The organism is Bacillota bacterium, assembly GCA_029961055.1.
Taxonomy (GTDB): Bacteria; Bacillota; Sulfobacillia; order JAIMAT01; family JAIMAT01; genus JAIMAT01.
In genome coordinates this window covers 42868-65712 of record JASBVM010000048.1, presented here as the reverse complement: position 1 = coordinate 65712, position 22845 = coordinate 42868, and the positions used below count along the sequence as shown (strand labels likewise).

Sequence of the window (22845 nt, the reverse complement as noted above, 5' to 3'; positions counted from 1 at the left end):
GCCTCACCTTCTCCTCGAGCTCGCCGTCGGCCGGAAGGGGGTCCCGGGTCGACGCCTGCGACCCTCAGGAAGCCGGACCGCCCACCGGCCCCGCCTCCCAGGATAACCGCTCCACGGCGCGGGCCAGCCACGCCGCCAGGTCGGCGGCGTCACAGGCGTGGCCGGTGCGGACGTCGCCCACCGCCCTGGGCAGGACCAGGCGGAGCCGGCCGCTCCGCCGCTTCTTGTCCACCGCCAGCGCCTCGCCCAGCGCCGCCTCGCCGAGCCGCCCGGGCGGGGCGCCCAGCCCGTAGGCGTCCAGGAGCGCCTCGATCCGCGCCCGTTCCGTCTCCGGCAGGAGCCCTTCCTCCGCCGCCCGCCGCGCGGCCAGGCGGAGGCCCACGCCCACCGCGGCGCCGTGGCGGAGCCGGTAGCCGCTGGCCGCCTCCAGGGCGTGGGCGAAGGTGTGCCCCAGGTTGAGCACCTCCCGCGGGCCGGCCTCGCGCTCGTCGGCGGCCACCACCTCCGCCTTGACCGCCGCCGCGCGCGCGACCAGGGTCTGGAGCGCCTCGGGCCGCCGCGCCAGGATCGCCGGGCGCTCCCGTTCAAGCCAGCCGAAGAGGGGCTCGCCGGCGATGATCGCCGCCTTCACCACCTCCCCCATCCCCTCGAGGAAGAGCTCACCCGGCAGCGCCATCAGCCAGCGCAGATCGACCGCCACCCGCCGGGGCGGGTAGAAGGCGCCCACCAGGTTCTTCCCCTCTTCCAGGTCGACGCCGGTCTTGCCGCCGATGGCTGCGTCCACCTGGGCGAGCAGCGTGGTCGGCACCGCCACCCAGGGCAGCCCGCGCAGGAAGGTGGCGGCGACGAAGCCGCCCAGGTCGGTGGTGACGCCGCCGCCGACGGCCAGGAGCCAGGTGGAGCGGTCGGCGCCGAGGCGGAGAAGGTCGTGGTAGAGGCGCTCCACCGTCGGGAGGCGCTTCGCCTCCTCGCCGCCCGGATAGAGGAGGAGCTCCGCCCGCAGGCCGCGCCGGCGGCAGGCTTCCTCCACCTCGACGCCGGCCAGGGCTGCGGTGAGCGGCTCGGCCAGGATCACCGCCCGGCGGGCGCCCTGCTGCGCCAGCCAGCCTGCCAGCCGCTCGGGCGCGGCCAGGCTCATCTCCACCTCGTAGCGGTCGCCCACCGGCAGAAGGCGCGGTTCGAGGGGCGGGCAGTCCTCGCCCAGGGCGGCGGCCGCGCGGACCCGTTCCGCCACCTCCCCGGGCGGTCCGCCCGCCTCCACCCGGATCGCGCGCCGGTAGACCGGGGAGCGCTCCTGCAGCTGGCGGCGGAGGAGCTCCAGCGGCCTTCCCCCCCGGAAGAGCGGCCGCGCCCGCGCCTCCTCTCCCTCGAGCCGCGCGGCCAGCCTTTCGGGCGGCGCGTCCAGCCAGACCACCCTTCCCCAGGCGAGGAGCCGCTCCATCGCGCCGGGCAGGAGGGGCGTCCCGCCGCCCGTGGCGAGCACCACCGCCTCCAGCGTCAGCGCCCGCTCCAGCGCGCCCGCCTCGCGGCGGCGGAAGCCTTCCTCGCCCTCCGCCGACCAGATGGCGGCCACGGGGGCGCCTGCCTCCAGCTCCACCAGCCGGTCCAGATCCAGGAAGGGGACTCCCAGCCTGCGCGCGAGGAGGCGGCCCACCGTCCCCTTCCCGCTCCCGCTCAGCCCGACCAGCGCCAGGCGCGGGGCCGGCGACCGGCCCGCCGCGGTCACGCCCACGGCCAGCCCGCCTCCCAGGCGCGGCGCCGCTCCTCCAGGCGTCCGCGGACCTCCTCCAGGCTGTCGCCGCCGAACTTCTCCAGCAGCGCTTCGGCCAGGACCAGGGCCAGCATCGCCTCGGCCACCACGCCCGCCGCCGGCACCACGCAGACGTCCGACCTCTCGAAGGTCGCGTCGCCGGGGCGGCCGCTGGGCATGTGGACCGACGGCAGCGCCTTCCGCAGCGTGGCCAGCGGCTTCATCACGCCGCTGACCACCACCGGCTCCCCGTTGGTCACCCCGCCCTCGATCCCCCCCGCCCGGTCGCTGGAGCGGTGGAAGCGACCGGGCCGCGGGCCGCGGGGGTCGGGCTCGAGCGGGTCGTGGACGAGCGAGCCCGGCAGCTCCGCCATGCTCTCGCCCGCTCCCACGGCCACCGCCTTCACCCCCGGGATGGAGAGGATCGCCTGCGCCAGGCGCCCGTCCAGGCGCCGGTCCCACTGGACGTAGCTGCCCAGGCCCGGGGGGACGCCCAGGGCGAAGGCGACGAAGCGGCCTCCCAGCGTGTCGCCCGCCCGCAGCGCCTCGTCGATGGCGGCCATCATGGCCGCCCCCGCGGCGCCGTCCGGGCAGCGGACGGGCGAGCCCTCGGCCGCCTCCGCCCAGCGGCGCCACGGATCCGGATCGGCGGGGAAGGCGGGCTCTCGCTCCCAGGCGGCGGGACCGATCCGCTCCACGAAGCTGCCCACCTCGATCCCCAGCTCTTCCAGCAAGGCGCGGGCGACCGCGCCGGCGGCGGTCCGCGCCGCCGTCTCCCGGGCGCTCGCCCGTTCCAGGACGTCCCGCATGTCGCGGTGGCCGTACTTGAGCGCCCCGGCCAGGTCGGCGTGGCCCGGCCGCGGCCGCTCCACCGGCGCCGCTCGCCGCTCGGCGGCGGTGAGGGGGGCGGAACCGGTGACCTCGCCGGCCCCGGTGGCGGGAGCCGCTCCGGCGGGGTCCATCACCGCCTCCCAGGTCGGCCAGTCCCGGTTCTCGATCCAGAGGACGACAGGGGCTCCCGTGCTCCGGCCGTGCCGGACGCCGCCCAGGAAGCGGGCCTGGTCCCGCTCGATGCGCATCCGCCCGCCCCGTCCGTAGCCGCGCTGGCGGCGCGCCATCTCCGCCGCAAGCCGTTCCGCGGCCAGCGGCACGCCTGCCGGCAGCCCGTCCACCACCACCGTCAGCCCCGGACCGTGGGACTCGCCCCCGGTCAGCCAGCGGAACAAGCCAGCACCTCCTCCAGGGCCGCCCGCATCGCGCGGAGGGGGGCCGGTCGCCCGGTCCAGTAAGTGAAGGAGGCCGCACCCTGCCGGAGGAGGAGCTCCAGCCCGTCGACGCTGCGGAAGCCCCGCTCCGCGGCGGCCGCCAGGAGCGGCGTCCGCAGCGGCCGGTAGACCATCTCCAGCACCCAACCCCCGGGCGCGAGGACTTCCAGCCAGCGTTCCGGGGGGAAGGGGTGGAGGGCCCCGCTTCCTTCCATGCCCAGCGGGGTCGCCTGGACCAGGAGCGTGGCCGCCGGCCGGCCCCGGCCCTGCAGATTCTCCGCGGCGCCCCCCGTCGGCCAGTCGGCCACCTCCCAGCCCGTGCCCGGGTAGAAGGCGGCCAGCCGCGCCGCCAACCGCTCTCCCCTCGCCCGGTTGCGGGCGAGGAAGACGACCCGGGGGGCGCCCAGCTCACCCAGCGCGAGCGCCGCCCCCGCCGCCGCCCCGCCGGCCCCCAGGATCAGGGAGGGACCCGGCGGCCAGCCCGCCTCCCGGAGCGCCCCCGCCACCGCCTCCACGTCGGTGTTCTCCGCCTCCCAGCCGCCCTCGCGCCGGCGCCGAAGCGTATTGGCCGCCCCCGCCCGGCGCGCCCGGCGCGAGGCGGCCGCGGCCAGCGTCAGCGCCTCTTCCTTCAGCGGCATGGTCACGTTCAGCCCGAGGAAGCCCTCCCGTTCCAGCTCGGCCGCCCGTTCGGCCAGCCTCCCCCGCTCCACCCGCAGGGCGGTGTAGCTGCCGGCCAGGCCCGCCGCGGCCAGCGCGGCCCGCTGCAGGACGGGCGAGAGGCTGTGCGCCACCGGGTCGCCCACCACGGCCAGGCGGATCACGCCGGCCTCACCTCGCGGAAGAAGCCGGGGTAGGAGATGGCCACGCTCTCCGCCCCCTCCAGCTCCACCGCCTCGCCCGGCCGGAGGAGCGCCCAGGCCGCCACCGCCAGCGCCATGGCCACGCGGTGGTCGCCCAGGCTGGAGACGCGCGCCGAGCGGGCGCGCCCCGGACCGCGCACACGCCAGCCGTCGCCTTCCTCCGTGACGGGAAGGCCCATGGCCGCCAGCCCCTCGGCCATGGCGCGCACGCGGTCGCTCTCCTTGACGCGCAGCTCCCCCAGCCCCCGGAAGTGGCTCTCGCCGTCGGCCGCGCAGGCGGCCACGGCCAGGAGGGGCAGCTCGTCCACCGCCGCCGGAACCTCGTCCTCGTCCACGCGGACGGCGCGGAGCGGGGAGGAGCGGAGCCGGATCCGTCCCACCGGCTCGCCGGCCTCCTGGCGCTCGGGCAGGAACTCCACGTCGGCGCCCATCCGCTGGAGAAGCCGGTATCCGCCCAGGCGGAGCGGGTTGAGGAGCACCCCTTCCACCTCCAGCTCGGAGCCCGGCGTCAGGACGGCCAGAACCGCCCAGGGGAAGGCGCTGGAAGGATCCCCCGCCACCTCCAGCCGGAAGGGCGGAGGGGTGGCGGGACCCGCCAGGCGGACGAGCCGCCCCTCGGTCGCCACCGGCAGGCCGAGCCAGGCGAGGAGCCGCTCGGTGTGGTCCCGGCTGGGCGCCGGCTCCTCCACCGCCGTCTCGCCCCCGGCGCGCAGGCCGGCCAGGAGGATCGCCGACTTGACCTGGGCGCTGGCCACCGGGCTGCGCCAGCGGAGCGGGCGGAGCTCGCCGCCGCGCACCGCCAGGGGGGCGTAGCGGCCCGCCCCGCGCCCGTCGACCCGCGCGCCCATGGCGCGGAGCGGCTCCGCCACCCGGTCCATCGGCCGGCGCCGGAGCGAGCCGTCGCCGCTCAGGAGCGTCAGGAAGGGCCGTGTCGCGGCGAGGCCGCTGAGGAGCCGGAGGGTGGTGCCGGAGTTGCCGCAGTCGATCACGTCCTCCGCTTCGTGCCAGCCGTCGAGCCCCGGGCTCTCCACCTCCCAGGCGCCGTCGCGCTCCTCGAAACGGGGACCGAAGCACGCCAGGGCGCGCAGCGTGCTCCTGACGTCGGCGCCCGGGCCGAGCCCCGCGATGCGCGAGCGCCCCTTGGCCGCAGCCGCCAGGAGGAGCGCCCGGTGCGAGACCGACTTGTCCCCGGGCGGCCGGAGCACAGCCCGCAGCGGCCGGTCGAGCGGCTCCACCCTCAGCGCAGCTCACCCCCCGCGGAGACCGGCGACTCCCTTTCGCCGCCCCCCGCCTCCAGCAGTACCGCCCGCGCCTCCCGGGCCCGCGCCAGGAGCGCGCTCATCTCCTCCGCCCGGTCCTGGCGGAGCGCCTCTTCGAGCCGGTCCAGCGCCGCGTGGAAACGGTCCAGGGCGTGGAGCAGCTGGTCCCGGTTGGAAAGGCACATGCCGGCGCCCACCCCGGGATCCATCCCCACCACCCGGGTGGTGTCGCGGAAGCCGCCCGCCACCGCCTGGCGGATCTCCGCGGGATCCTCCTCGGCCGCGACCTCGGCCAGCGCCGCCGCGACCAGATAAGGAAGGTGGCTCGTCCGGGCGACCCAGCGGTCGTGTTCCTCCGCGGAGATGCGCCGCGGCCGCGCTCCCAGCCGCTCCACCAGCGCCGCCACCCGCCGCCAGGCGCTCTCGCCCTCGGCCTCGGCCCCGCCCCCTGCCTGCAACCCCGGCGGCGGGCAGAGGAACCAGACGGCGTCGCGGAAGAGGCCGGCCTCGGCGTAACGCCCGCCGGAATGCTCGCTCCCGGCCATCGGGTGGCCGGGCACGTACCGGCCCGGCGGGAGCAAGGGAGCCAGCGCCGCCGCCACGCGCGCCTTGGCGCCGGCCACGTCGGTGACCACCGCGTCGGGCGCCAGCCACGGCGCCGCCCGGGCCGCCAGCTCCGGCAGGGCGCCCGCCGGGGCGGCGAGGAGGACCATGGAAGCCTCGCCCAGCCAGGGGCCCGGCTCCGGGTGGCTCTCGTCCACCGCGCCCCCCTCCACGGCGAGACGGCGCGCCTCCGGGTCGGGGTCGTAGCCGAGTCGCCGCGTCAGGCCGGCGAGGCCGCGGCCGATGGAGCCTCCGATCAGGCCGAGGCCGAGGATGGCCACCGCCCGCTCGCGCACGGCGGCCGCCTCCTAGCGGCCGGCGGCTGCGGCAGGCCGCCGCTCGAGGGCCTGCTCCGGCCGGAGGATCCAGCGGCCGACCGCCCGCGCCACGCCGTCGGCCTGGGCCACCAGCCGCGCCAGCCGGTCGGGGCGCAGCGACTGGCGTCCGTCGGAGAGCGCCTGGGAGGGGTCGGGGTGGACCTCGATGAGGAGGCCGTCGGCACCCGCCGCCACGGCCGCCAGCGCCATGGGGGTCACCAGCTCCCAGAGGCCGGTGGCGTGGCTGGGGTCGACCACCACCGGCAGGTGGCTCCGTTGCTTGACCAGGGGGACCGCGCTGAGATCCAGCGTGTTCCGGGTCGCGTGCTCGAAGGTGCGGATGCCCCGCTCGCAGAGGATGACGTCGGGGTTGCCGTGGGCGAGGACGTACTCGGCGGCCAGGAGCCACTCCTCGGTGGTGGCGGCCATGCCCCGCTTGAGCAGGACCGGCTTGCCCGCGTGGCCCAGCTCCTTGAGGAGGGAGAAGTTCTGCATGTTCCGGGTGCCCACCTGGAGGACGTCCGCGTACTCCGCCACCAGCTCCACTTCCTGGGGCGCCATCACCTCGGTCACCACCGGCAGGCCCGTCTGGCGACGCGCCTCGGCCAGGAGCCGGAGCCCCTCGACCCCCAGGCCCTGGAAACTGTAGGGCGAGGTCCGCGGCTTGAACGCGCCGCCCCGAAGGAGCGTCGCGCCCGCCTCGCGGACGCGCTCGGCCGCCTCCAGAAGCTGCTCGCGGCTCTCTACGCTGCAGGGGCCGGCCATCACCGCGATCCCGGGCCCGCCGATCTCCACCGGCCCCGCCCAGACCCGCGTCCCCTCGGGACGGAAGGCGCGGCTCGCCAGCTTGTACGGGTGCTCCAGCCGGACCACCTGCTCCACCCCCGGCAGGCGCAGGAAGAGCTCCTCCGAAAGACGGCTGACGTCCCCGACGACACCCACCACCGAGCGGTGCTCGCCGTCTGAGCGGTGGGCCTGCAGGCCCAGCTCCTCCACCGCCCGGACCACCCGCTCCACGGCTGCAGCCTCCGCGCCCTCACGCATCACGATGACCAAGGTGAACCCGCCTCCCCCTCCCCGTCGCCGGCCAAGTCGGGGCGCAAGCCCGCCGCGCCGCGCAGGTAGACGTGTCGAATCTCCTCCGGCCGCTTCCGGGTGTTCCAGAGCGCCAGCGCCCGGATGCAGAGGGGCGGGGAGCCCGGTCCCGGCGCCTGTGCCAGATCCAGCAGGGGCACGTGGATCCAGCCCAGCTCGCGCGCCGCCTTGGACGGGTAGAGCGCCGTCAGATCCGGCGTAAGGGTGAAGAAAAGGGCGGCCAGCTCCTCCGGCCGGAACCCGTTCCGCCGGCTCAGCTCGCGCAAGAGCTCCTGGGTCGCCTCGCGGATGGCCGCCGGCGTGTCGCTCTCCGCGGTGGTCGCCCCGCGCACGCCGCGGGTCACGGCCTGCGCAGCCGCAACGAAGAGGCGTCCGTCACCCGCCTGGGGGGAAGTCCGTCTTTCCGTCTTGCCCACGGGAACCTCCCACAGCCCCTACCGTCTTTCCGTGCTCCGCTCCGTCCGCCCGGGGCGGCCGGATTTGCGCTGCACTTTACCACAGGAGGCTCGGTACGGCAAGAAGCCGCAGGCTCTTCGGCGGGATGGCAGGAGGTCGATGGACACGGTGGAAACCCTCTCCGACCCAGGGGGTGCACGGCGTGCGGAGCCGGCAGACCAGCCAGACCACCTCTCTCGCCCGGCTCGCCGTCTGGGCGGCCAGCCTGGCCATCCTCGTCACCCTCGTCCCGCAGGCTCGCAGCCTGGAATTCCTCCTCCTCGGGCTCTTCGCCCTCCTCTACGCGACGGCCATCCTGCTCTCCGTCCGCTTCCTGCGGCGTGTGCACCTCCCCGCCTGGCTGCTGGCCTCGGCGGTGCTCGACTTCGGCACCCTTGCCGCCGCCCAGGCGCTCCTGCCGCTCCCGTACGCCCAGTCGCTCTACCTCTTCGCCTTCCTCTTCTACGCCATGGCGCTGGACCGGCGACGGGCGGTCGCCCTGGGCGTCCTGCCCGCCGCGCTGGTGGTGCTGATCGACGGGCTGGCCCGGCGGCCGTACCTTCTGCCGCTGGACGGCGCCCTGGCGGTCGTCCTGCTCGTGACCGGCTGGGCGCTGGGAACGCTGGCGGACGAGCGGAGGCGGTTCCAGAACGCGTTGGCCGCCTCGGCCATGACCGACGAGCTGACCGGCCTCGCCAACCGGCGTCACTTCTTCCAGCAGCTCCGCCAGGAGCTGGAACGGAGCGCCCGCAGCGGCCGGCCGACCTCCCTGGTCCTCTTCGACGCCGATGGTTTCAAGCTGGTCAACGACAGGGTGGGCCACCCCGTGGGCGACCGCGTCCTGGCCGCGGCGGCCCGGGCCATGGCCGAGGCCGTCCGCCTCTCCGACCTGCCCGCCCGCTACGGCGGCGACGAGTTCATCCTGCTCCTGCCGGAGACGGAGGAGCGGACCGCCCGCGCGGTGGCCGAGCGCGTCGCCCAGCGGATGACCCAGGCGGCCAACGCCGAGGTGGCCCTCTTCACCCAGGCCGAGAGAGGTCGCCAACTGGAGGCCGGTGGCGCCGGCCCCCTGGAGGGGGCGGCCAGCCCGGTGCCTCGCCTCGGCTTCACCTTCGGGGTGGCGGAGAGCCGCGACGCGGGGAGCGCCGAGGAGCTCCTGGCGCTGGTGGACGAGAGGCTCTACGGGAGGAAGCCGCAACCCGGCCGGCGGGGCGACCGCTGACCGGCGGCAGAAGTGCCGGGCGGCACGGTCCGGCGCCCCATCGGTTACTCCGGCACGGCCCGGTGCGCGAGGCCGATGGCCACGTCGTCGAGATAGACCAGGCCGACCCCGGCGAAAACCGCCACGGCCAGGTGGCCTCCGCCCCGGGCGATGCCCAGCTTGCCGCCGATGTTGAACCCGAGGGCGCGCTGGCCCACGATGCCCAGCGCCTCGCGCGCCGCTCCGGCGACGGCGCCCTCGTGGGCGTGGATGGGCCGGACCACCCCTTCCCGCCGGGCGGCGACGATGGCCCGCTCCACCATCTTGGCCAGGCTCGTGACGAAGTCGCCGCCCAGGTCGACCGCCGCGGCGGCGATCCCCTCCGCGCGCAGCTCCTCCTTGAGCCGTCCCTCTTCCTCGCGCGTCCGCGAGATGGCCATGCGGACCGCGGCCCGCCCGACGCTCAGGTTGTCCGGCACGCGCCCCCACCCCCGGCTCGGCCCCCGATCCGCGCGGCCTCAGACGTTGAAGCGGATGTTGAGGATGTCGCCATCCCGGACCACATACTCCTTCCCCTCGAGCCGGAGGAGCCCCGCCTCGCGCACCGCCTTCATCGAGCCGAGGCGGGCCAGGTCGTCGAAGGCGACGACCTCCGCGCGGATGAAGCCGCGCTCCAGGTCCGAGTGGATCTTCCCCGCCGCCCGCCTGGCGGTGGTCCCCGCCGGCACCGGCCAGGCGCGCACCTCGTCCTCCCCCGCCGTCAGGAAGGAGATCAGGCCCAGCGAGGCGTAGGCCGCCTTGGCGATGCGCTCGATCCCGGTCTCCTCGATGCCGTAGGCGCGCATGAACTCCTCGCGGTCGCCCGGCTCCATCTCCGCCACCTCCAGCTCCACCTGGGCGCAGAAGGGGACGACCCGCTCGCCGTGGCGGCGGGCGTACTCCTCCAGTGCCTCGCGACCCGGGATCTCCTGGGCGGACCACTGCTCCTCGGCCAGGTTGAGCGCCAGCAGGAGCGGCCGGGCGGTGACGAAGGCGTAGTTCCGGAGGAGGCGGAGCTCCTCCTCGCTCAGACCCATGTCATGCACGGGCACCTCCGCGCCGAGCGCCTCCTGGACGCGCTCCAGGAGCTCCAGGGTCGCCCCTTCCTCCTCGCTGCGCCGCTTCGACTGGCGGAGGCGCTCGGCAGCGCTCTCGGCCACGGCCAGGTCGGCCAGGAGCAGCTCCTGGTCCAGGTCGCGCACGTCCGCCAGCGGGTCGACCCGGCCGCGCGGGTGAGGCAGTCCGGCGCTCTCGAAGGTGCGGACCACGTGGATGAGCGCGTCCGAGCTGCGGACCGCGTTGAGGAACTCGTTGATCCGGGCCCGGTCCCCTTCCCCCGGCAGGAAGCCCATGGTCTCCGTCAGCTGGATGGTGGCGGGCGTCACCTTCTTCGGGTGGTAGAGCCCCGCCAGGAAGTCCAGGCGCGGATCCGGCACCTGGGCGACGCCGACGCGGACGTCCGCGCGTCCCCCGGCCCGCGCTCCCTCCGTCCGCCCGCCGGTGAGAAGGCGGAAGAGCGTGCTCTTGCCGGAAAGCGGCAGACCGATGATCCCGATCTGCATCAGCCTCGCCTCACCAGGCGCCGGGAGCCGCCGGGGCGCCGGGCCACCCAGAAGATCCGGTCGGAGACGGGCACCGGGGGGTCGAAGGTATAGGCGTCGTACGCGGCCAGCACCCGGAAGCCCGCGCGCCGCAGGAGCCGCTCCACCTCGGCGGCGGGGTAGCCCCTCTCCCGGTGGACTTCCTCCCAGCGCTCGTAGCAGCCCGGGTGGCCCGGCTTGGGCAGGAAGCCGGTCAGCCGGACCTCCCAGAGCTGCTCGGCCGCGTTGGTGCCGTGCTCCCAGATCAGGTGCCACTCCTCCTCCGGCTTCTCCGGCCCCTCCCCGGAACGGTAGTAGTAGGTCTCGGGCTCCACGTGGAGCAGCTTGTACTCCGTGTTCATGTCGATGACCAGCAGGCCCCCCGGCTGAAGGTTCCGGTAGGCCGCCCGGAAGGCCGCCTCGAGGTCGTCCGCCTCCGTCAGGTAGTTGAGGCTGTCGTAGAGGCAGGTCTCCAGCTCCACCGGCTCGGGCAGCAGGAAGTCCCGGAGGTCCGCTTCCAGCCAGCCCACCTCCAGCCCTTCCTCGGCCGCCTTGCGGCGCGCCTCGTCCAGCATCTCCGGCGAGCGGTCGACCCCGTAGACGCGAAGGCCGCGCCGCGCCCAGGGCAGCGTGGTGTTCCCCGTTCCGCACGCCAGGTCGGCCACGCTGGCGGGCTCGTGTTCGAACCGCTCCAGGATCGCCTCGACGTACTCGATCCACTCGGCGTACGGGATCGCCTGCATCACCCGGTCGTAGAACCGGGCGAAGAAGCTGTACGGCCTCACGGCGCACCTCCGGCAGCCCTGCCCTGTCATGCTAGTCACTATCCGGCGGCCCTTCCAGGCCGTCAAGCGGGGCGCGCCGGGCCCGGCCGCCCCCGGTCGGCGCGGTCAGCGGCCCCGGAGCATGCGGATCGTTTCCAGCAGGAGCGCCAGCACGAGGACCGCCCCCATCGCCAGCGACCCCTGCACGAGGCGGGGCGAGTGGAGGAGCCCCACCGGAGCCTGCAGCGCAGCGGCCACCAGCAGGCCGGCGGCCAGGACGCTGAGGGCGAGGAGGAGCACGGCGGTCGCCAGCCGGCCCGTGCTCCGCTCGATGGCGCGGACCGCCCGGTCCAGCTGCTCCGCCCGGACCTCGAAGCCGATCCGGCCGGCCTCCGCGCGGTGCAGCAGACGCACCACCGCCGGCGGCACCTGGCTCAGGTCGCGGACGGTCTCGCCGGCCGAGTCCGTCACCCTGCGCGCGACCCGGCGCGGGTCGAAGCGCTGCCACAGGAGCTCCCGCCCGTAGGGCTCCGCCAGCTCGACCACGCTCACCTCAGGCGCCAGCTGTTCGATGACCCCCTCCAGGGTGATGAGCGTCTTGCCCAGGGTGGAGAAGTCGCCGGGAATGCGGATCCGGTACCGCCAGGCGAGGCCCAGGACCGCCTGGACCGCCTCGCCGATGGGGATCTGGCGGAGCGGCCGGTCGTAGAACCGGTCGCGCACCTCTTCCACCTCTTCCTCGAAGCGGGGGAGGTCGAGATCGTCCGGGGCGATGCCCATCTCCAGGATGGCGCGCACGATCTTGCTCGCGTCCCGCTCGAGAAGCGCCACGACCAGGGAGGAGAACTGCTCGCGGCGGCGCGGCCCCAGCCGCCCGACCATGCCGAAGTCGAGGTAGGCGATCCGGCCCTCGGGCAGCACCAGGATGTTCCCGGGGTGCGGGTCGGCATGGAAGAGGCCGAGCTTGAAGATCTGGTCGAACATCGAGCTGCCGATCCGGCGCGCCACCCGTTCCGGATCGTTCACGCCGTCCTGGCCGGCCAGGATGCGGCTGAGGTGGGTCCCCTCCACCCAGGAGAGGGTGAGCAGGCGGCTGGTGCTGAGCGCCGGGTAGACGCGCGGGATCACCACCTCGTCCGAACCGGCGAAGAACCGGCCGATCCGACCCGCGTGGCTCGCCTCCTGCGTGTAGTCCAGCTCCCTGTCCAGCATCTGGGCGAGCTCCTCGGCGATCTCGACGAAGCTGGTCGGGCCGCGCTGGGGGAGACGCCGGTCGGCCAGCGCCGCCAGCTCCCGCAGCAGGTCGAGGTCGACGCGCACCTGCCGCCGGACCCCGGGTCGCTGCACCTTGACGGCCACCTCGGTGCCGTCGAGGAGGACCGCGTGATGGACCTGCCCCAGGCTGGCGGCGGCCACCGGCACCGGGTCGAAGACGCGGAAGGTCTCGCTCAGCGGTCGCCGCAGCTCGCCTTCGACCAGCCGTCGCGCCTCGGCGTAGGGGAAGGGCGGGACCTGGTCCTGGAGCTTGCTCAGCTCGGCGAGGATGTCCGGGGGAAGGTCGGAGCGGGTGGAGGCGAGCTGTCCCAGCTTGACGAAGGTGGGGCCCAGCTCCTCCAGCATCATGCGGATCCGTTCGCCGCGGTTCAGCCTCGCCAGCTCGGGCCGGCCGCGGAGCGGGGTCAGCGGGGCCAGACCGGCCAGGCCCAGCTGGCCCAGCACCCAGCCGAAGCCGAAGCGGCCGAGCGTCCGGGCGACCTGCCGAAACCGGTCCAGATGACGGGTGCGGCGACCGAGCAAGACCCTACCTCCTCTGGCCATTCTATCCATCCGCCGCTCGCAGCCGACGCGGCCGCCCTCGCCTCCCCGGGATCGGGTGGATCACCTAGGGCCGGTGCTATACTTTTACCCGTGTCGAGGAACATTGCCGCCGCTCGGCGGCTTCGACCGGGCGCACGGCGAAGGGAGAGAGGCCGATTGCGCGTCAGCCACTTTTTCTGGAGCCGACTGCATTCGCTGAGCGGTGTCGTCCCCGTCGGCGTCTTTCTGATCTTCCACCTCTGGGCCAATTCGGCCGCCTTTGCCGGGCCTGCCGCCTATAACCAAGTCGTCCGCCTCCTGGAAAGCCTTCCGGCGCTCATCGTGGTCGAGACTCTCCTCATTTATCTTCCGATTCTTTATCATGCCGTTTACGGATTCGTCGTCATGCGGGACGCCCGGTACAACGTGAATCGTTACCCGTTCGCGCGCAATTGGTTCTTTCTGCTTCAGCGCGCCACGGGCGTGATTGTTTTCGTCTTCATCGTCTACCACGTGCTCACGATACGCTTCGTCGGGCCCAGCGCCAGCTTCGCCAAGGTGGCCGGCGAGCTGTCCAGCCCCTGGGGTCTGGCCTTCTACATCCTCGGCATCCTCTCCGCCACCTGGCACCTGTCCAACGGTCTCTGGCTCTTCGGGATCAACTGGGGGATCCTGATCAGCCCGCGGGCGCAACGGGTGGCCCAGTGGGTGCTGGCCGTCTTCTTCGTGGCGCTCAGCGTCCTCGGCGTGGGTTCGGCCATCGCCTTCGTGGCGTAAGCGGCGTGGGCAAAGGGGGCAACGATCTTGGCGAAGCAGAACCGGATCATCGTCGTCGGCGGCGGGCTGGCGGGGCTCATGACCACCATCCGCGCGGCCGAGGCGGGCTTCCATGTCGACCTCTTCTCGCTGGTGCCGGTCAAGCGCTCGCACTCGGTCTGCGCCCAGGGGGGCATCAACGGGGCCGTCAACACCAAGGGCGAGGGGGACTCGCCCTGGCAGCACTTCGACGACACGGTCTACGGCGGCGACTTCCTGGCCAACCAGCCACCGGTGCTGGGCATGTGCCAGGCGGCGCCCGACATCATCTACATGTTCGACCGCATGGGAGTGCCCTTCAACCGGACGCCCGAGGGGCTGATCGACTTCCGGCGCTTCGGCGGCACCCAGTTCCACCGCACCGCCTTCGCCGGCGCCACCACCGGCCAGCAGCTGATGTACGCCCTGGACGAGCAGGTCCGGCGCTGGGAGGTCGAGGGGGCCGTCACCAAGTATGAGATGTGGGACTTCCTGGGGGCGGTGATCGACGACCAGGGGATCGGCCGCGGCATCATCGCCCAGGATCTCCACTCCATGGAGATCCGGGCCTTCCGCGCCAACGCGGTGGTGATCGCCACCGGCGGGCTGGGCGTCATCTTCGGCAAGAGCACCAACTCCATCATCAACGACGGGGCGCCGCTCAGCATCCTCTATCAGCAGGGGCTGAAGTACGCCAACCCCGAGTTCATCCAGGTCCATCCCACGGCCATCCCAGGCGGGGACAAGAACCGCCTGATGTCGGAGTCGATCCGCGGCGAGGGCGGCCGGGTCTGGGTCTACAAGGACGGGAAGCCCTGGTACTTCCTGGAGGAGAAGTACCCGCACTACGGCAACCTGGTGCCGCGGGACATCGCCACGCGGGAGATCTTCGACGTCTGCGTCAACCAGCACCTGGGCATCGACGGCAAGAACATGGTCTACCTGGACGTCACCCACATCCCCGCGGACGTGCTGGAGCGGAAGCTGGGCGGCGTGCTGGAGATCTACGAGAAGTTCGTGGGCGACGACCCGCGCAAGGTGCCCATGAAGGTCTTCCCCACGGTCCATTACAACATGGGCGGCCTCTGGGTCGACTACGGCATGCAGGCGTCGGTGCCCGGCATCTTCGGCGCCGGTGAGGCGGAGTACCAGCACCACGGCGCCAACCGGCTGGGCGCCAACTCGCTGCTCTCCTGCATCTACGACGGGATGGCGGTGGTGCCCACCATCCAGAAGCACGTCGAGGGGCTGGACCGGGACGCCTGGGACCTGCCCGAGAGCCTCTTCGAGGCGGAGAGGAAGCGCGCGGAGGAGTGGTACGAGCGGATCTACCGGATGGACGGCACGGAGAACCCGTACCGCATCCACCAGGAGCTGGGCCAGATCATGACGGACAACGTGACGGTGGTCCGCTACAACGACCGGCTCCGCGAGACCGACGCCAAGATCCAGGAGCTGCTGGAGCGCTGGCAGCGGATCGGCACCCCCGACGCCGGGCGCTGGACCAACCAGTCGGTGCAGTTCACCGCCCACCTCTACCACATGCTCCAGCTGGCGCGGGCGATCACCCTGGGCGCGCTCAACCGGAACGAGAGCCGGGGCGCCCACTACAAGCCCGAGTTCCCCGAGCGGGACGACGAGCACTGGCTGAAGACGACCATCGTCACCTTCACGCCCGACGGGCCGAAGTTCAGCTACGAGCCGGTGGACACCTCGCTCATCCCGCCGCGCCCGCGCAAGTACGACTGAGACCGCTCGGAATCGGAGGGGGAGAGAGCCTGTGGCCCGAGAGAGTGTCAAGCTGCGGATCCGGCGGCAGGAGAACCCCGAGGCGACGCCCCGCTGGGAGGACTTCGAGGTCCCCTACGAGCCGGGGATGAACGTGATCAGCGCGCTGATGGCGATCCAGCGGAACCCGGTCAACGCCGCCGGGCAGCCGACGACGCCGGTCGCCTGGGAGTCCAGCTGCCTGGAGGAGGTCTGCGGCGCCTGCAGCATGGTGATCAACGGCCGCGCCCGCCAGGCCTGCTCCACGCTGGTGGACAAGGTCGAAGAGCCCATCACCCTGGAGCCGATGCACTCCTTCCCGGTGGTGCGCGACCTGATCGTCGACCGCTCGCGCATGTTCGAGAACCTGAAGAAGGTGAAGGCCTGGATCCCGCTCGACGGCACCTACCCGCTGGGACCCGGACCGCGCATCTCCGACCAGGAGCAGCAGTGGCGCTACGAGCTCTCGCGCTGCATGACCTGCGGCGTCTGCCTGGAGGTCTGCCCCAACTACGGGCCCCAGTCGCGCTTCATCGGCGCGCAGCCCATCGCGCAGGTGGTCCTCTTCAACGCCCATCCCACCGGACGCTACAACGCGGACGAGCGGCTGGACGCGCTGATGGAGCCCGGCGGCGTCGAGGACTGCGGCAACGCGCAGAACTGCGTCCGCGCCTGCCCCAAGGGGATCCCGCTCACCACCGCCATCGCCGAGGCCAACCGGCAGACCATCGCCCGCGGCTTCACGCGCTGGCTCGCCAGCAAGTCGAAGAGCGCCTGATCGGGACAGGATGAAGAAGGCCCGCCGCCCTCTCCGGCGGGCCTTCCCGCGGAGGTGTCGCCATGGCTTACGAAGGGTTCCGCGTGCTGGATACCCATGTCCACTTCGTCTACGGTGCCTGGCCGCCGGCGGGCACGCAGCATCCCGCCCTGGTCGCCTACGCCCGCGAGCGCGACGAGCGGATGCGCCAAGAATGGCAGTTCCCCGGTCCCCCCGAGCCACCGCCGTCGACCCCCGAGGAGGCCGAGCAGCTGGCCGACCGCTGGGTCGAGGAGCTGGACCGTCATGGCGTGGAGCGGGTCTGCTTCGTCACCGGGGGCGGCAACGAGCGCCTGGCGGCGGTGGTCCGCCGCCATCCGGATCGCTTCCTGGGGATGGTCCACCACGATCCGACCGCGCCGGATGCGCTGGAGCAGCTCCGGCGTGGCGTCGAGGAGTTCGGCTTCGTCGGCTACAAGATGTTCGGGCCGCGGATGCCCGTCCCGTTCGAGGATCCCTCGCTCCGCCCCATCTGGAAGTACCTGGCGGACCGTCGCATCCCGGTGCTGATCCACTTCGGCCTGCTCGGCCACGCCGGCGGCGTGGTCTACTCGCCCCGGATGAGCCCGCTGACGCTCTGGCCGGTGGCGCGGGAGTTCCTGGACATCCCCTTCATCATCCCGCACTTCGGCGCCGGATACTGGCAGGATCTGCTCCAGCTCTGCTGGAGCCTGCCCAACATCTACATCGACACCTCCGGTTCGAACCAGTGGATGCGCTGGATGCCCTACCCGCTCACGCTGGAGTCGTTGCTCCAGAAGGCCTACGAGATGGTGGGGCCGGAGCGGATCCTCTTCGGCACGGACTCCAGCTGGTTCCCCCGCGGCTTCTCCGTCCGCTACCTGGCCGACCAGCTCAGGGCGGCCCGTTACCTGCGCTGGCCCGAGGAGGCCATCCGCCTCTTCCTGGGCGGCAACGCGGCCCGGTTGTTCGGGCTGCAGGAGTGGAGCGAGCGCGCATAGACTCCGCCGGGGAAGGTGGATGACCGTCTGGGTGGCGGAACCCGTCTCGCCGCTCTTCTGGCGCTCGCTCCGGCGGATGGACGAGGCGGTCTACGTCGACGGCCGCGCGCTGGCGCACGGGGAGCTGCCGGCAGGGCGGAGGCCCTGGGCGCTGGTGGTCCGGAACCGGACCGAGGTCGGGTCGCCCCTGCTCGCCCGCCTGGCGCCCGAGCTCCGGGTCCTCGCCCGGCTGGGGTCGGGGCTGGACAACGTGGACCTGGAGGCGGCGCGCCGCCTCCGGGTGGAGGTGCTGGCCGCCCCCGGCGAGAACGCCGAGGCGACGGCGGAGTTCACCTGGACGCTGGCCCTGGCGGCGGCACGCCAGCTCCACCGCGCCCTCGGCTCGAGCCGGGCCACCGCCTCGGAACGGCTGGAGCTGGCAGGTCGCGAGCTCGCCGGCGCCACCTGGGGCGTGGTCGGCTTCGGAGCCGTCGGCCGCCGGGTGGCGACGCTGGCGGGCGCCTGGGGGCTGACCGTCCTGGCCCTGCCGCCCCGGAGCCTGTCCGAGCCGCCTCCCGCGGGAGTCCGCTGGAGCGAGCTGGACCAGCTGATCGCCCGCTCCGACGTGGTCAGCCTCCACCTGCCGCTCACGCGCGAGACGCACCACCTGCTGGGCGAGGAGCGGTTCCGCCTCTTCCGGCGCGGCTCGATCCTGGTGAACACGGCTCGCGGCAACCTCCTGGACGAGGAGGCGCTGGCGCGCGCCCTGGAACGGGGTCGCCCGGCCGTGGCGGCGCTGGACGTGCGGAAGGAGCCGCCTCCCCGGCCCGATCCGCTGGCGGGCCACCCCCGGGTCCTCCTCACCCCGCACGTGGCCGGCTGGAGCCGGGAGGCGCTGGCCCGCATCGAGCGACGGCTGTTGCTCGAACTGGGGCGGCGCCTCCCCGGGTCCGCGGCCCCGGCCGGGCGGCGGCCGCACCGCCTCGGCCGCTCCGGCGGCGCTCAGCCGTCCCGCTGAAGGGCGTAGGGGAAGGGAAAGCGCTCGGGATGGCGGAGGAGAGCCGCCCGGAGCGTGTCGCCGCGCAGGCCGACCCGCAGCGCCTCGCAGGCCAGGACGTCCTCCGGGTGGACGTTGCCGAGGTTGACGTTGGGGCCGAAGCGAAGGACCAGGTCCTGCTGCTGCGACTTCCTCGGCGCCTCCCAGATGAGCCGGCGGACGTCCGGCACGCTGCGCACGATGTACTCCAGCTCGTCGTCGTCGATGGAGCCGTCCTCGTGGTAGATCACCACCCCCTTGCCGGACTCGCGCCCCTCGATGATCACGTGGCTCGCGCCGGCCTCCAGGTCGGCCGCCACCTGTTCCACCAGGTTGCTGGAGGGTACCCGGTCGGCGGGGTGCTTCTTCCCCACCTCGCTGACCACCGCGAAGCCCCGCTCCCGGCAGATGCGGATGATCTCCGCGCGAACGTCCGGGGTCATGGGGATGGTGCCGTCGGAGACCTCGAGCTTCTCGAACCCGATCCGCTCCGCCTCGTCCAGGAAGTCCTGGAAGCGCCCCTGCACCACCGCCACCTCGAGGAGCGTGCCTCCCGGGTAGGCGGGGATCCCGTAGCTCTGGATCAGCCGGACCTTCTCCCTCAGCCGCTCCAACGGGTAGAGGGCCGAGGTGCCGAAGGCGAGCTTGATCATGTCGACGTGCTCCGCCGCCAGCTCCAGGAGGTCGCGGGTCTGCTCCAAGCCCAGGCCCTTGTCGATGACCATGGTCAGCCCCTCGTCGCGGGGCTTGGCCTGACGCCCCTCCACGGGGTACGGGAAGGCCTCCGACCAACCGCGTCCGCGCACGTGCTCCCCTCCTCCCGCTGCCGGAGCGGCGGCCCAGGTCCGTGGCCGGGCCGCCTGAACCCGCTCCGCCCGCGTGTCACGGCAGCAGGCTATTCGGCCCCGCTTGACCGAGGTGAGCCCTCGGCATAATCCGCGCCGGCCCGAATAACAGGGGGCTGGTGGGGGCCACCCCTTGAGGAGGCGGCGTCATGCTCTCGGTGCCCGAGCCGATGCTCATCCTGCTCCTTCTCCTGGCGCTGGGCCTGGTCTCGCGCAACAGCCTGCTGACCGGCTCGGCGGCGGTGCTGATCCTCCTCCGCCTGGCAGGCGCCGATCCCCTCTTGCACCTCCTCGGCCGGTACGGGATCAGCGCCGGCATCTTCCTGCTCATCCTGGCCATCCTGGTTCCGGTGGCGGACGGCCGCATCTCCCTGCGCCACTTCGTCGGCGAGCTCCTCCGCCCCGCCGGTCTCGTCGCCGTCGTGGTCAGCGCCGCCGCCGCCTACGTGGCCAAGGACGGCGTCGACCTCCTCGCCCGCCAGCCCTCCGTCATGGTGGGGTTGATCGTCGGCTCCATCGTCGGCGTCCTCCTGGGCGGAGTGCCCACCGGGCCCCTGATCGCCGCGGGTCTGACCGCCATCCTGGCGCGCTTCCTCGATTGAGCGCCGGTCTCCCCCGGCCCGCCCCCTCCGCGGCCCGCCGGCGGGCGCGGGCGGTTCCTGCCCCGGCCCCCCTCCGTGTATACTGGAGCAGCCCGGATCGTCCCGGCGGGCGAAAGCTTCGGCTCGCACCGCCTTCCGGACGGATTCCAGGCGACAGGCGCAGTCCGACGAACGGCATCCGCGGGAGCGGAGCCGGAACGGAGGGATTCCCGTGCACGTCGCGCAGGCCCATTCGCGTACCCGCAGCCTGGTGGTCACCGCCCTCATGGGGGCGCTGGTGGTCGTCCTCGGCCTCACCCCCCTCGGATTCATCCCCGTGCCGACGCCGGCCGGTTCCGCCACCACCATCCACATCCCGGTCATCCTGGCCGCCCTGGCGGAGGGGCCGCTGGCCGGAGCCTGGGCCGGCCTCCTCTTCGGCACCTTCAGCTACTGGCAGGCGCTCACCCACGCCGCCAACCCCGTCGCCCGGGTGATGTTCAGCGACCCGCTGGTCGCCTTCGTCCCCCGCATCCTCATCGGGCTGGTCGCCTACGCCTCGCTCCGGGCGGCGGAGAGCCGCGCCGGCCGCTGGGCGGTGGCCGCGCTGGTGGCGCTCGCCCTGGGGGATGCCACCTACCGGCTGACCAACGGCATCCCCACCTCCGTCCAGTCCCCCTACCCGGGCGTGACGCCCTTGAGCCTCGCCGCATCGCTGGGCGTGGCCGCGGGCGCGGCCTGGCTGGTGCTCCGCTGGTTGCGGCGGGGAGAGACGGGCCCGGCCCTGGCGGCTCTCCTGGGCAGCCTGACCAACACCGTGGGCGTCCTCACCCTGGTGACGCTGCGGGGCTACCTGCCCTGGCAGATCGCGCTGGGCATCGGCGTGGTGCAGGGACTTCCGGAGGCCCTGGTGGCCATGCTCCTGACCGTCCCCGTCTACCGGGCGCTGCGCCGCATCGGCCTGGCGAAGGGCGCCAGCGAGACCACCGGCGCCGCGGGCTGAGCGGCGGGAGGCTTCGACGACCTCGAAGACGTCTGCAAGCGGAGGCGAGCGGAGGAAGTGCTACTCGCGCTGGACATGGGCAACACCACGACCATGATCGGTCTCTACCGCGGACGCCGCCTGGTCCGCCACTGGCGGGTCTCCAGCCGCCCGGAGCGGACGGCGGACGAGTGGGCGGTGATGCTCAAGGTGCTCTTCGACCGGGCCGGCGAGCGGCCCGAGGAGGTCGACGGGGCAGCCGTCGCCTGCGTGGTGCCGCCCTCCCTGGCGGCGATCGTCCGCTTCCTCCGCCAGGAGCTGCACGTGGAGCCGCTGGTGGTGGGGCCCGGAGTCCACACCGGCATGCCCATCCGCTACGAGAACCCCCGGGAGGTGGGCGCCGACCGGATCGTCGACGCCGTGGCCGCCTTCGAGCAGTACGGCGGGCCGGTGGTGGTGGTCGACTTCGGGACCGCCACCACCTTCGACGTGGTCGACGCCACCGGCGCCTACCTGGGGGGTGCCATCGCCCCCGGCATCGGCATCTCGACGGAGGCGCTCTTCGAGCACGCTTCCAAGCTGCCCCGGGTGGAGCTGGTGCGGCCGCCCCGGGTGATCGGCCGGAACACGGTCCAGTCCATGCAGTCCGGCATCCTCTTCGGCTTCGCGGGACAGGTGGACGCGCTGGTCCGCCGCATCCAGCGGGAGCTGGGCAGCCGCTCCGCCGTGGTGGCCACGGGGGGCTACGCCGAGCTGGTGGCGGCGGAGAGCGAGACGATCCAGAGGGTCGATCCCTTCCTGACGCTCACGGGGCTGGAGATCATCTACCGCAGGAACCAGAGCCGCGAACCGGCGCTCCAGGCCGACGCCGACTAGGCCGGCTGGACCGCCGGCCCCAGTCTCGGGCTCGCCGCTCAGGCCACCTCCCTGGGACGGCGGACGCCCGGGACCACGATCGCCCCCTTGATGCAGACCTCCTCGCACTCGCCGCAGCTGACGCAGGCGTTCGGCCGCACCAGCCTGGCGATGCCGAACATGGGACCGCCCTCCACCTCCAGGCAGTCGAAGGGGCAGATGTCCACGCAGAAGTTGCAGCCCGAGCAGAGGTCCGGGTTGACCACCGGCTTCGGCCAGTCGGCGCGCCGGGCGATCCGCGGGGGGAAGAAGCCCTTCGCGTCGTGGATCGCCTGGACCGGGCAGACCCGGGCGCAGGCGCCGCAGTCGATGCAGAGCTCGGGATCGATGTGGAAGAGCTCCCGCTGCCTGCCCCAGATGGCGTCGGTGGGGCAGACCTTCTCGCAGGCCGAGCAGCCGATGCAGGTCTCCACGATCGTGTAAGCCACTCCGCTCCTCCTCCTTTCGGCCCGGTCGCCTCAGCCCTGCGCGCCGGGAGCTCCCCACCGGCCGGCGGCCCGGGCCGTCTCCGCCGCCGGCTCCCGCGACCCCGGCTCCAGCGACGCCTCGTCGCGCCACCGTCGCGCGAAGGCCGCCCTCGCCCCGGCCTCCCACGTCCCTCCCCCGGTCAGCGGGTGGAGCCACTCCTCCAGCTCCTCGGCGTTGAGGAAGTCGACCCGGCCCGCGGCCTCCGCCAGCGTCCGGGCCTCCTCCAGCTCCGTCTCCCGCACCCGTCGCCGGAGCATGAGGACGCCGGCGCGCAGCACCAGACCGTGGGCCCCACCCTCCTCCGCCAGGAGCCGTTCGGCCCTCCGGCGGGCTTCCTCCGCCCGGCGCGCCGACTCCCCCAGCGCCCGCACCGCTCCTCGCCGCAGCCGCTGCTGCGAGGAGCGGTCGTAGAGGAGGAGACCCACCCCCGCCGGCGCGAGGATGACCAGGTCGGCCTGCCCGGGCAGCCGCCGGTCCCGCCGCAGGCGGAGGAGCCGCGAGCCGGCGGGCAGCAGCTGCCGGAGCCGCTCCAGGACGCTCTCCTCCACCCGGACCGCCTGGTTCCGCTCGACCCAGCGGCTGACCAGGAGCATCGCCCCGATCAGCGCCCAGAGGCCGAACATCTGAAAGAAGGGGAAGCCCGTCAGCTGGTTGAGCTTGAGCAGCACGCCGCCCAGGAAGGCCAGCGTGGCGACCAGCGAGAGCCACTCCGCGGCCGGCTGCATCGGACCCC

General features: G+C 73.6%; 23 protein-coding genes. 9 read left to right on the top strand and 14 right to left on the bottom strand.

What is annotated here, in order from left to right:
• Positions 1–64: 64 nt before the first annotated feature.
• Genes aroB through aroH form a run of 7 tightly spaced genes read right to left on the bottom strand, consistent with a single transcriptional unit; the run spans position 65 to position 7493 of the window.
• The gene (gene aroB, locus QJR14_10170; protein MDI3317964.1) at positions 65–1732 is read right to left on the bottom strand and encodes a 3-dehydroquinate synthase; all 1668 of its coding nucleotides are present in this window, start codon (positions 1730–1732) and stop codon (positions 65–67) included.
• Positions 1723–2976 carry a chorismate synthase gene (gene aroC / locus QJR14_10165; GenBank protein MDI3317963.1) on the bottom strand — a complete coding sequence of 418 codons (1254 nt, stop codon included), beginning with the start codon at positions 2974–2976 and terminating at the stop codon, positions 1723–1725. Before aroC ends, aroB begins: the two co-directional genes overlap by 10 nt.
• Entirely contained in the window at positions 2961–3836 is an 876-nt protein-coding gene (locus QJR14_10160; protein MDI3317962.1) for a shikimate dehydrogenase, read from the bottom strand. The genes aroC and QJR14_10160 overlap by 16 nt, the downstream gene beginning before the upstream one ends.
• A complete protein-coding gene (gene aroA, locus QJR14_10155) occupies positions 3833–5110 on the bottom strand; it encodes a 3-phosphoshikimate 1-carboxyvinyltransferase (protein MDI3317961.1) in 1278 nt (425 codons plus the stop codon). The genes QJR14_10160 and aroA overlap by 4 nt, the downstream gene beginning before the upstream one ends.
• Positions 5111–5112: 2 nt before the next feature.
• Entirely contained in the window at positions 5113–6033 is a 921-nt protein-coding gene (locus tag QJR14_10150; protein MDI3317960.1) for a prephenate dehydrogenase, read from the bottom strand.
• Positions 6034–6045: 12 nt separating this feature from the next.
• Positions 6046–7098: a 3-deoxy-7-phosphoheptulonate synthase gene (aroF, locus tag QJR14_10145; GenBank protein ID MDI3317959.1), complete on the bottom strand. Its 1053-nt coding sequence runs from the start codon at positions 7096–7098 to the stop codon at positions 6046–6048.
• The gene (gene aroH / locus QJR14_10140; GenBank protein ID MDI3317958.1) at positions 7098–7493 is read right to left on the bottom strand and encodes a chorismate mutase; all 396 of its coding nucleotides are present in this window, start codon (positions 7491–7493) and stop codon (positions 7098–7100) included. The genes aroF and aroH overlap by 1 nt, the downstream gene beginning before the upstream one ends.
• 254 nt (positions 7494–7747) lie before the next feature.
• On the opposite strand from aroH, the gene QJR14_10135 reads away from it, so the two are divergent.
• Entirely contained in the window at positions 7748–8806 is a 1059-nt protein-coding gene (locus QJR14_10135) for a GGDEF domain-containing protein (protein ID MDI3317957.1), read from the top strand.
• A 44-nt stretch (positions 8807–8850) separates the two neighbouring features.
• Here the strand turns inward: QJR14_10135 and QJR14_10130 are convergent, their stop codons facing one another.
• The 4 genes from QJR14_10130 to QJR14_10115 all read right to left on the bottom strand — a co-directional run bounded on the left by QJR14_10130 (position 8851) and on the right by QJR14_10115 (position 12965).
• Positions 8851–9264: a HutP family protein gene (locus QJR14_10130; protein ID MDI3317956.1), complete on the bottom strand. Its 414-nt coding sequence runs from the start codon at positions 9262–9264 to the stop codon at positions 8851–8853.
• Between the two features lie 39 nt (positions 9265–9303).
• The gene (gene ychF / locus QJR14_10125; protein ID MDI3317955.1) at positions 9304–10386 is read right to left on the bottom strand and encodes a redox-regulated ATPase YchF; all 1083 of its coding nucleotides are present in this window, start codon (positions 10384–10386) and stop codon (positions 9304–9306) included.
• Positions 10386–11189, bottom strand: a complete 804-nt coding sequence (locus QJR14_10120; protein MDI3317954.1) for a class I SAM-dependent methyltransferase — start codon at positions 11187–11189, stop codon at positions 10386–10388. Before QJR14_10120 ends, ychF begins: the two co-directional genes overlap by 1 nt.
• A 105-nt stretch (positions 11190–11294) precedes the next feature.
• Positions 11295–12965, bottom strand: a complete 1671-nt coding sequence (locus QJR14_10115; GenBank protein MDI3317953.1) for an AarF/UbiB family protein — start codon at positions 12963–12965, stop codon at positions 11295–11297.
• Between QJR14_10115 and QJR14_10110 the strand changes: the two genes are divergently transcribed.
• The 5 genes from QJR14_10110 to QJR14_10090 all read left to right on the top strand — a co-directional run bounded on the left by QJR14_10110 (position 12942) and on the right by QJR14_10090 (position 18303).
• Entirely contained in the window at positions 12942–13742 is an 801-nt protein-coding gene (locus QJR14_10110) for a succinate dehydrogenase cytochrome b558 subunit (GenBank protein MDI3317952.1), read from the top strand. The two genes, QJR14_10115 and QJR14_10110, sit on opposite strands and share 24 nt — an antisense overlap.
• Before the next feature lie 78 nt (positions 13743–13820).
• Positions 13821–15509 carry a succinate dehydrogenase flavoprotein subunit gene (gene sdhA / locus QJR14_10105; protein ID MDI3317951.1) on the top strand — a complete coding sequence of 563 codons (1689 nt, stop codon included), beginning with the start codon at positions 13821–13823 and terminating at the stop codon, positions 15507–15509.
• A gap of 31 nt (positions 15510–15540) precedes the next feature.
• Complete coding sequence (gene sdhB, locus QJR14_10100) at positions 15541–16305, top strand: succinate dehydrogenase iron-sulfur subunit (GenBank protein MDI3317950.1); 765 nt, start codon at positions 15541–15543, stop codon at positions 16303–16305.
• Positions 16306–16367: 62 nt separating this feature from the next.
• Complete coding sequence (locus QJR14_10095; GenBank protein MDI3317949.1) at positions 16368–17306, top strand: amidohydrolase family protein; 939 nt, start codon at positions 16368–16370, stop codon at positions 17304–17306.
• Positions 17307–17325: 19 nt separating this feature from the next.
• Complete coding sequence (locus QJR14_10090; protein MDI3317948.1) at positions 17326–18303, top strand: NAD(P)-dependent oxidoreductase; 978 nt, start codon at positions 17326–17328, stop codon at positions 18301–18303.
• Here the strand turns inward: QJR14_10090 and QJR14_10085 are convergent.
• On the bottom strand, positions 18288–19127 hold the full coding sequence (locus QJR14_10085) for a phosphosulfolactate synthase (protein ID MDI3317947.1): 840 nt from the start codon (positions 19125–19127) through the stop codon (positions 18288–18290). The two genes, QJR14_10090 and QJR14_10085, sit on opposite strands and share 16 nt — an antisense overlap.
• Positions 19128–19315: 188 nt before the next feature.
• On the opposite strand from QJR14_10085, the gene QJR14_10080 reads away from it, so the two are divergent.
• The 3 genes from QJR14_10080 (at position 19316) to QJR14_10070 (ending at position 21605) form a co-directional block, all read left to right on the top strand.
• On the top strand, positions 19316–19768 hold the full coding sequence (locus QJR14_10080) for a DUF441 family protein (GenBank protein ID MDI3317946.1): 453 nt from the start codon (positions 19316–19318) through the stop codon (positions 19766–19768).
• 211 nt (positions 19769–19979) lie between these two features.
• Positions 19980–20750 (top strand): ECF transporter S component, encoded by a 771-nt coding sequence (locus tag QJR14_10075; GenBank protein MDI3317945.1) that lies wholly within the window; start codon positions 19980–19982, stop codon positions 20748–20750.
• A 57-nt stretch (positions 20751–20807) separates the two neighbouring features.
• The gene (locus tag QJR14_10070) at positions 20808–21605 is read left to right on the top strand and encodes a type III pantothenate kinase (protein MDI3317944.1); all 798 of its coding nucleotides are present in this window, start codon (positions 20808–20810) and stop codon (positions 21603–21605) included.
• A 38-nt stretch (positions 21606–21643) separates the two neighbouring features.
• Here the strand turns inward: QJR14_10070 and QJR14_10065 are convergent, their stop codons facing one another.
• Both QJR14_10065 and QJR14_10060 read right to left on the bottom strand, forming a co-directional pair.
• Positions 21644–22072, bottom strand: a complete 429-nt coding sequence (locus QJR14_10065) for a 4Fe-4S binding protein (GenBank protein ID MDI3317943.1) — start codon at positions 22070–22072, stop codon at positions 21644–21646.
• A gap of 30 nt (positions 22073–22102) precedes the next feature.
• Positions 22103–22837 (bottom strand): hypothetical protein, encoded by a 735-nt coding sequence (locus QJR14_10060; GenBank protein MDI3317942.1) that lies wholly within the window; start codon positions 22835–22837, stop codon positions 22103–22105.
• Positions 22838–22845: the final 8 nt, after the last annotated feature.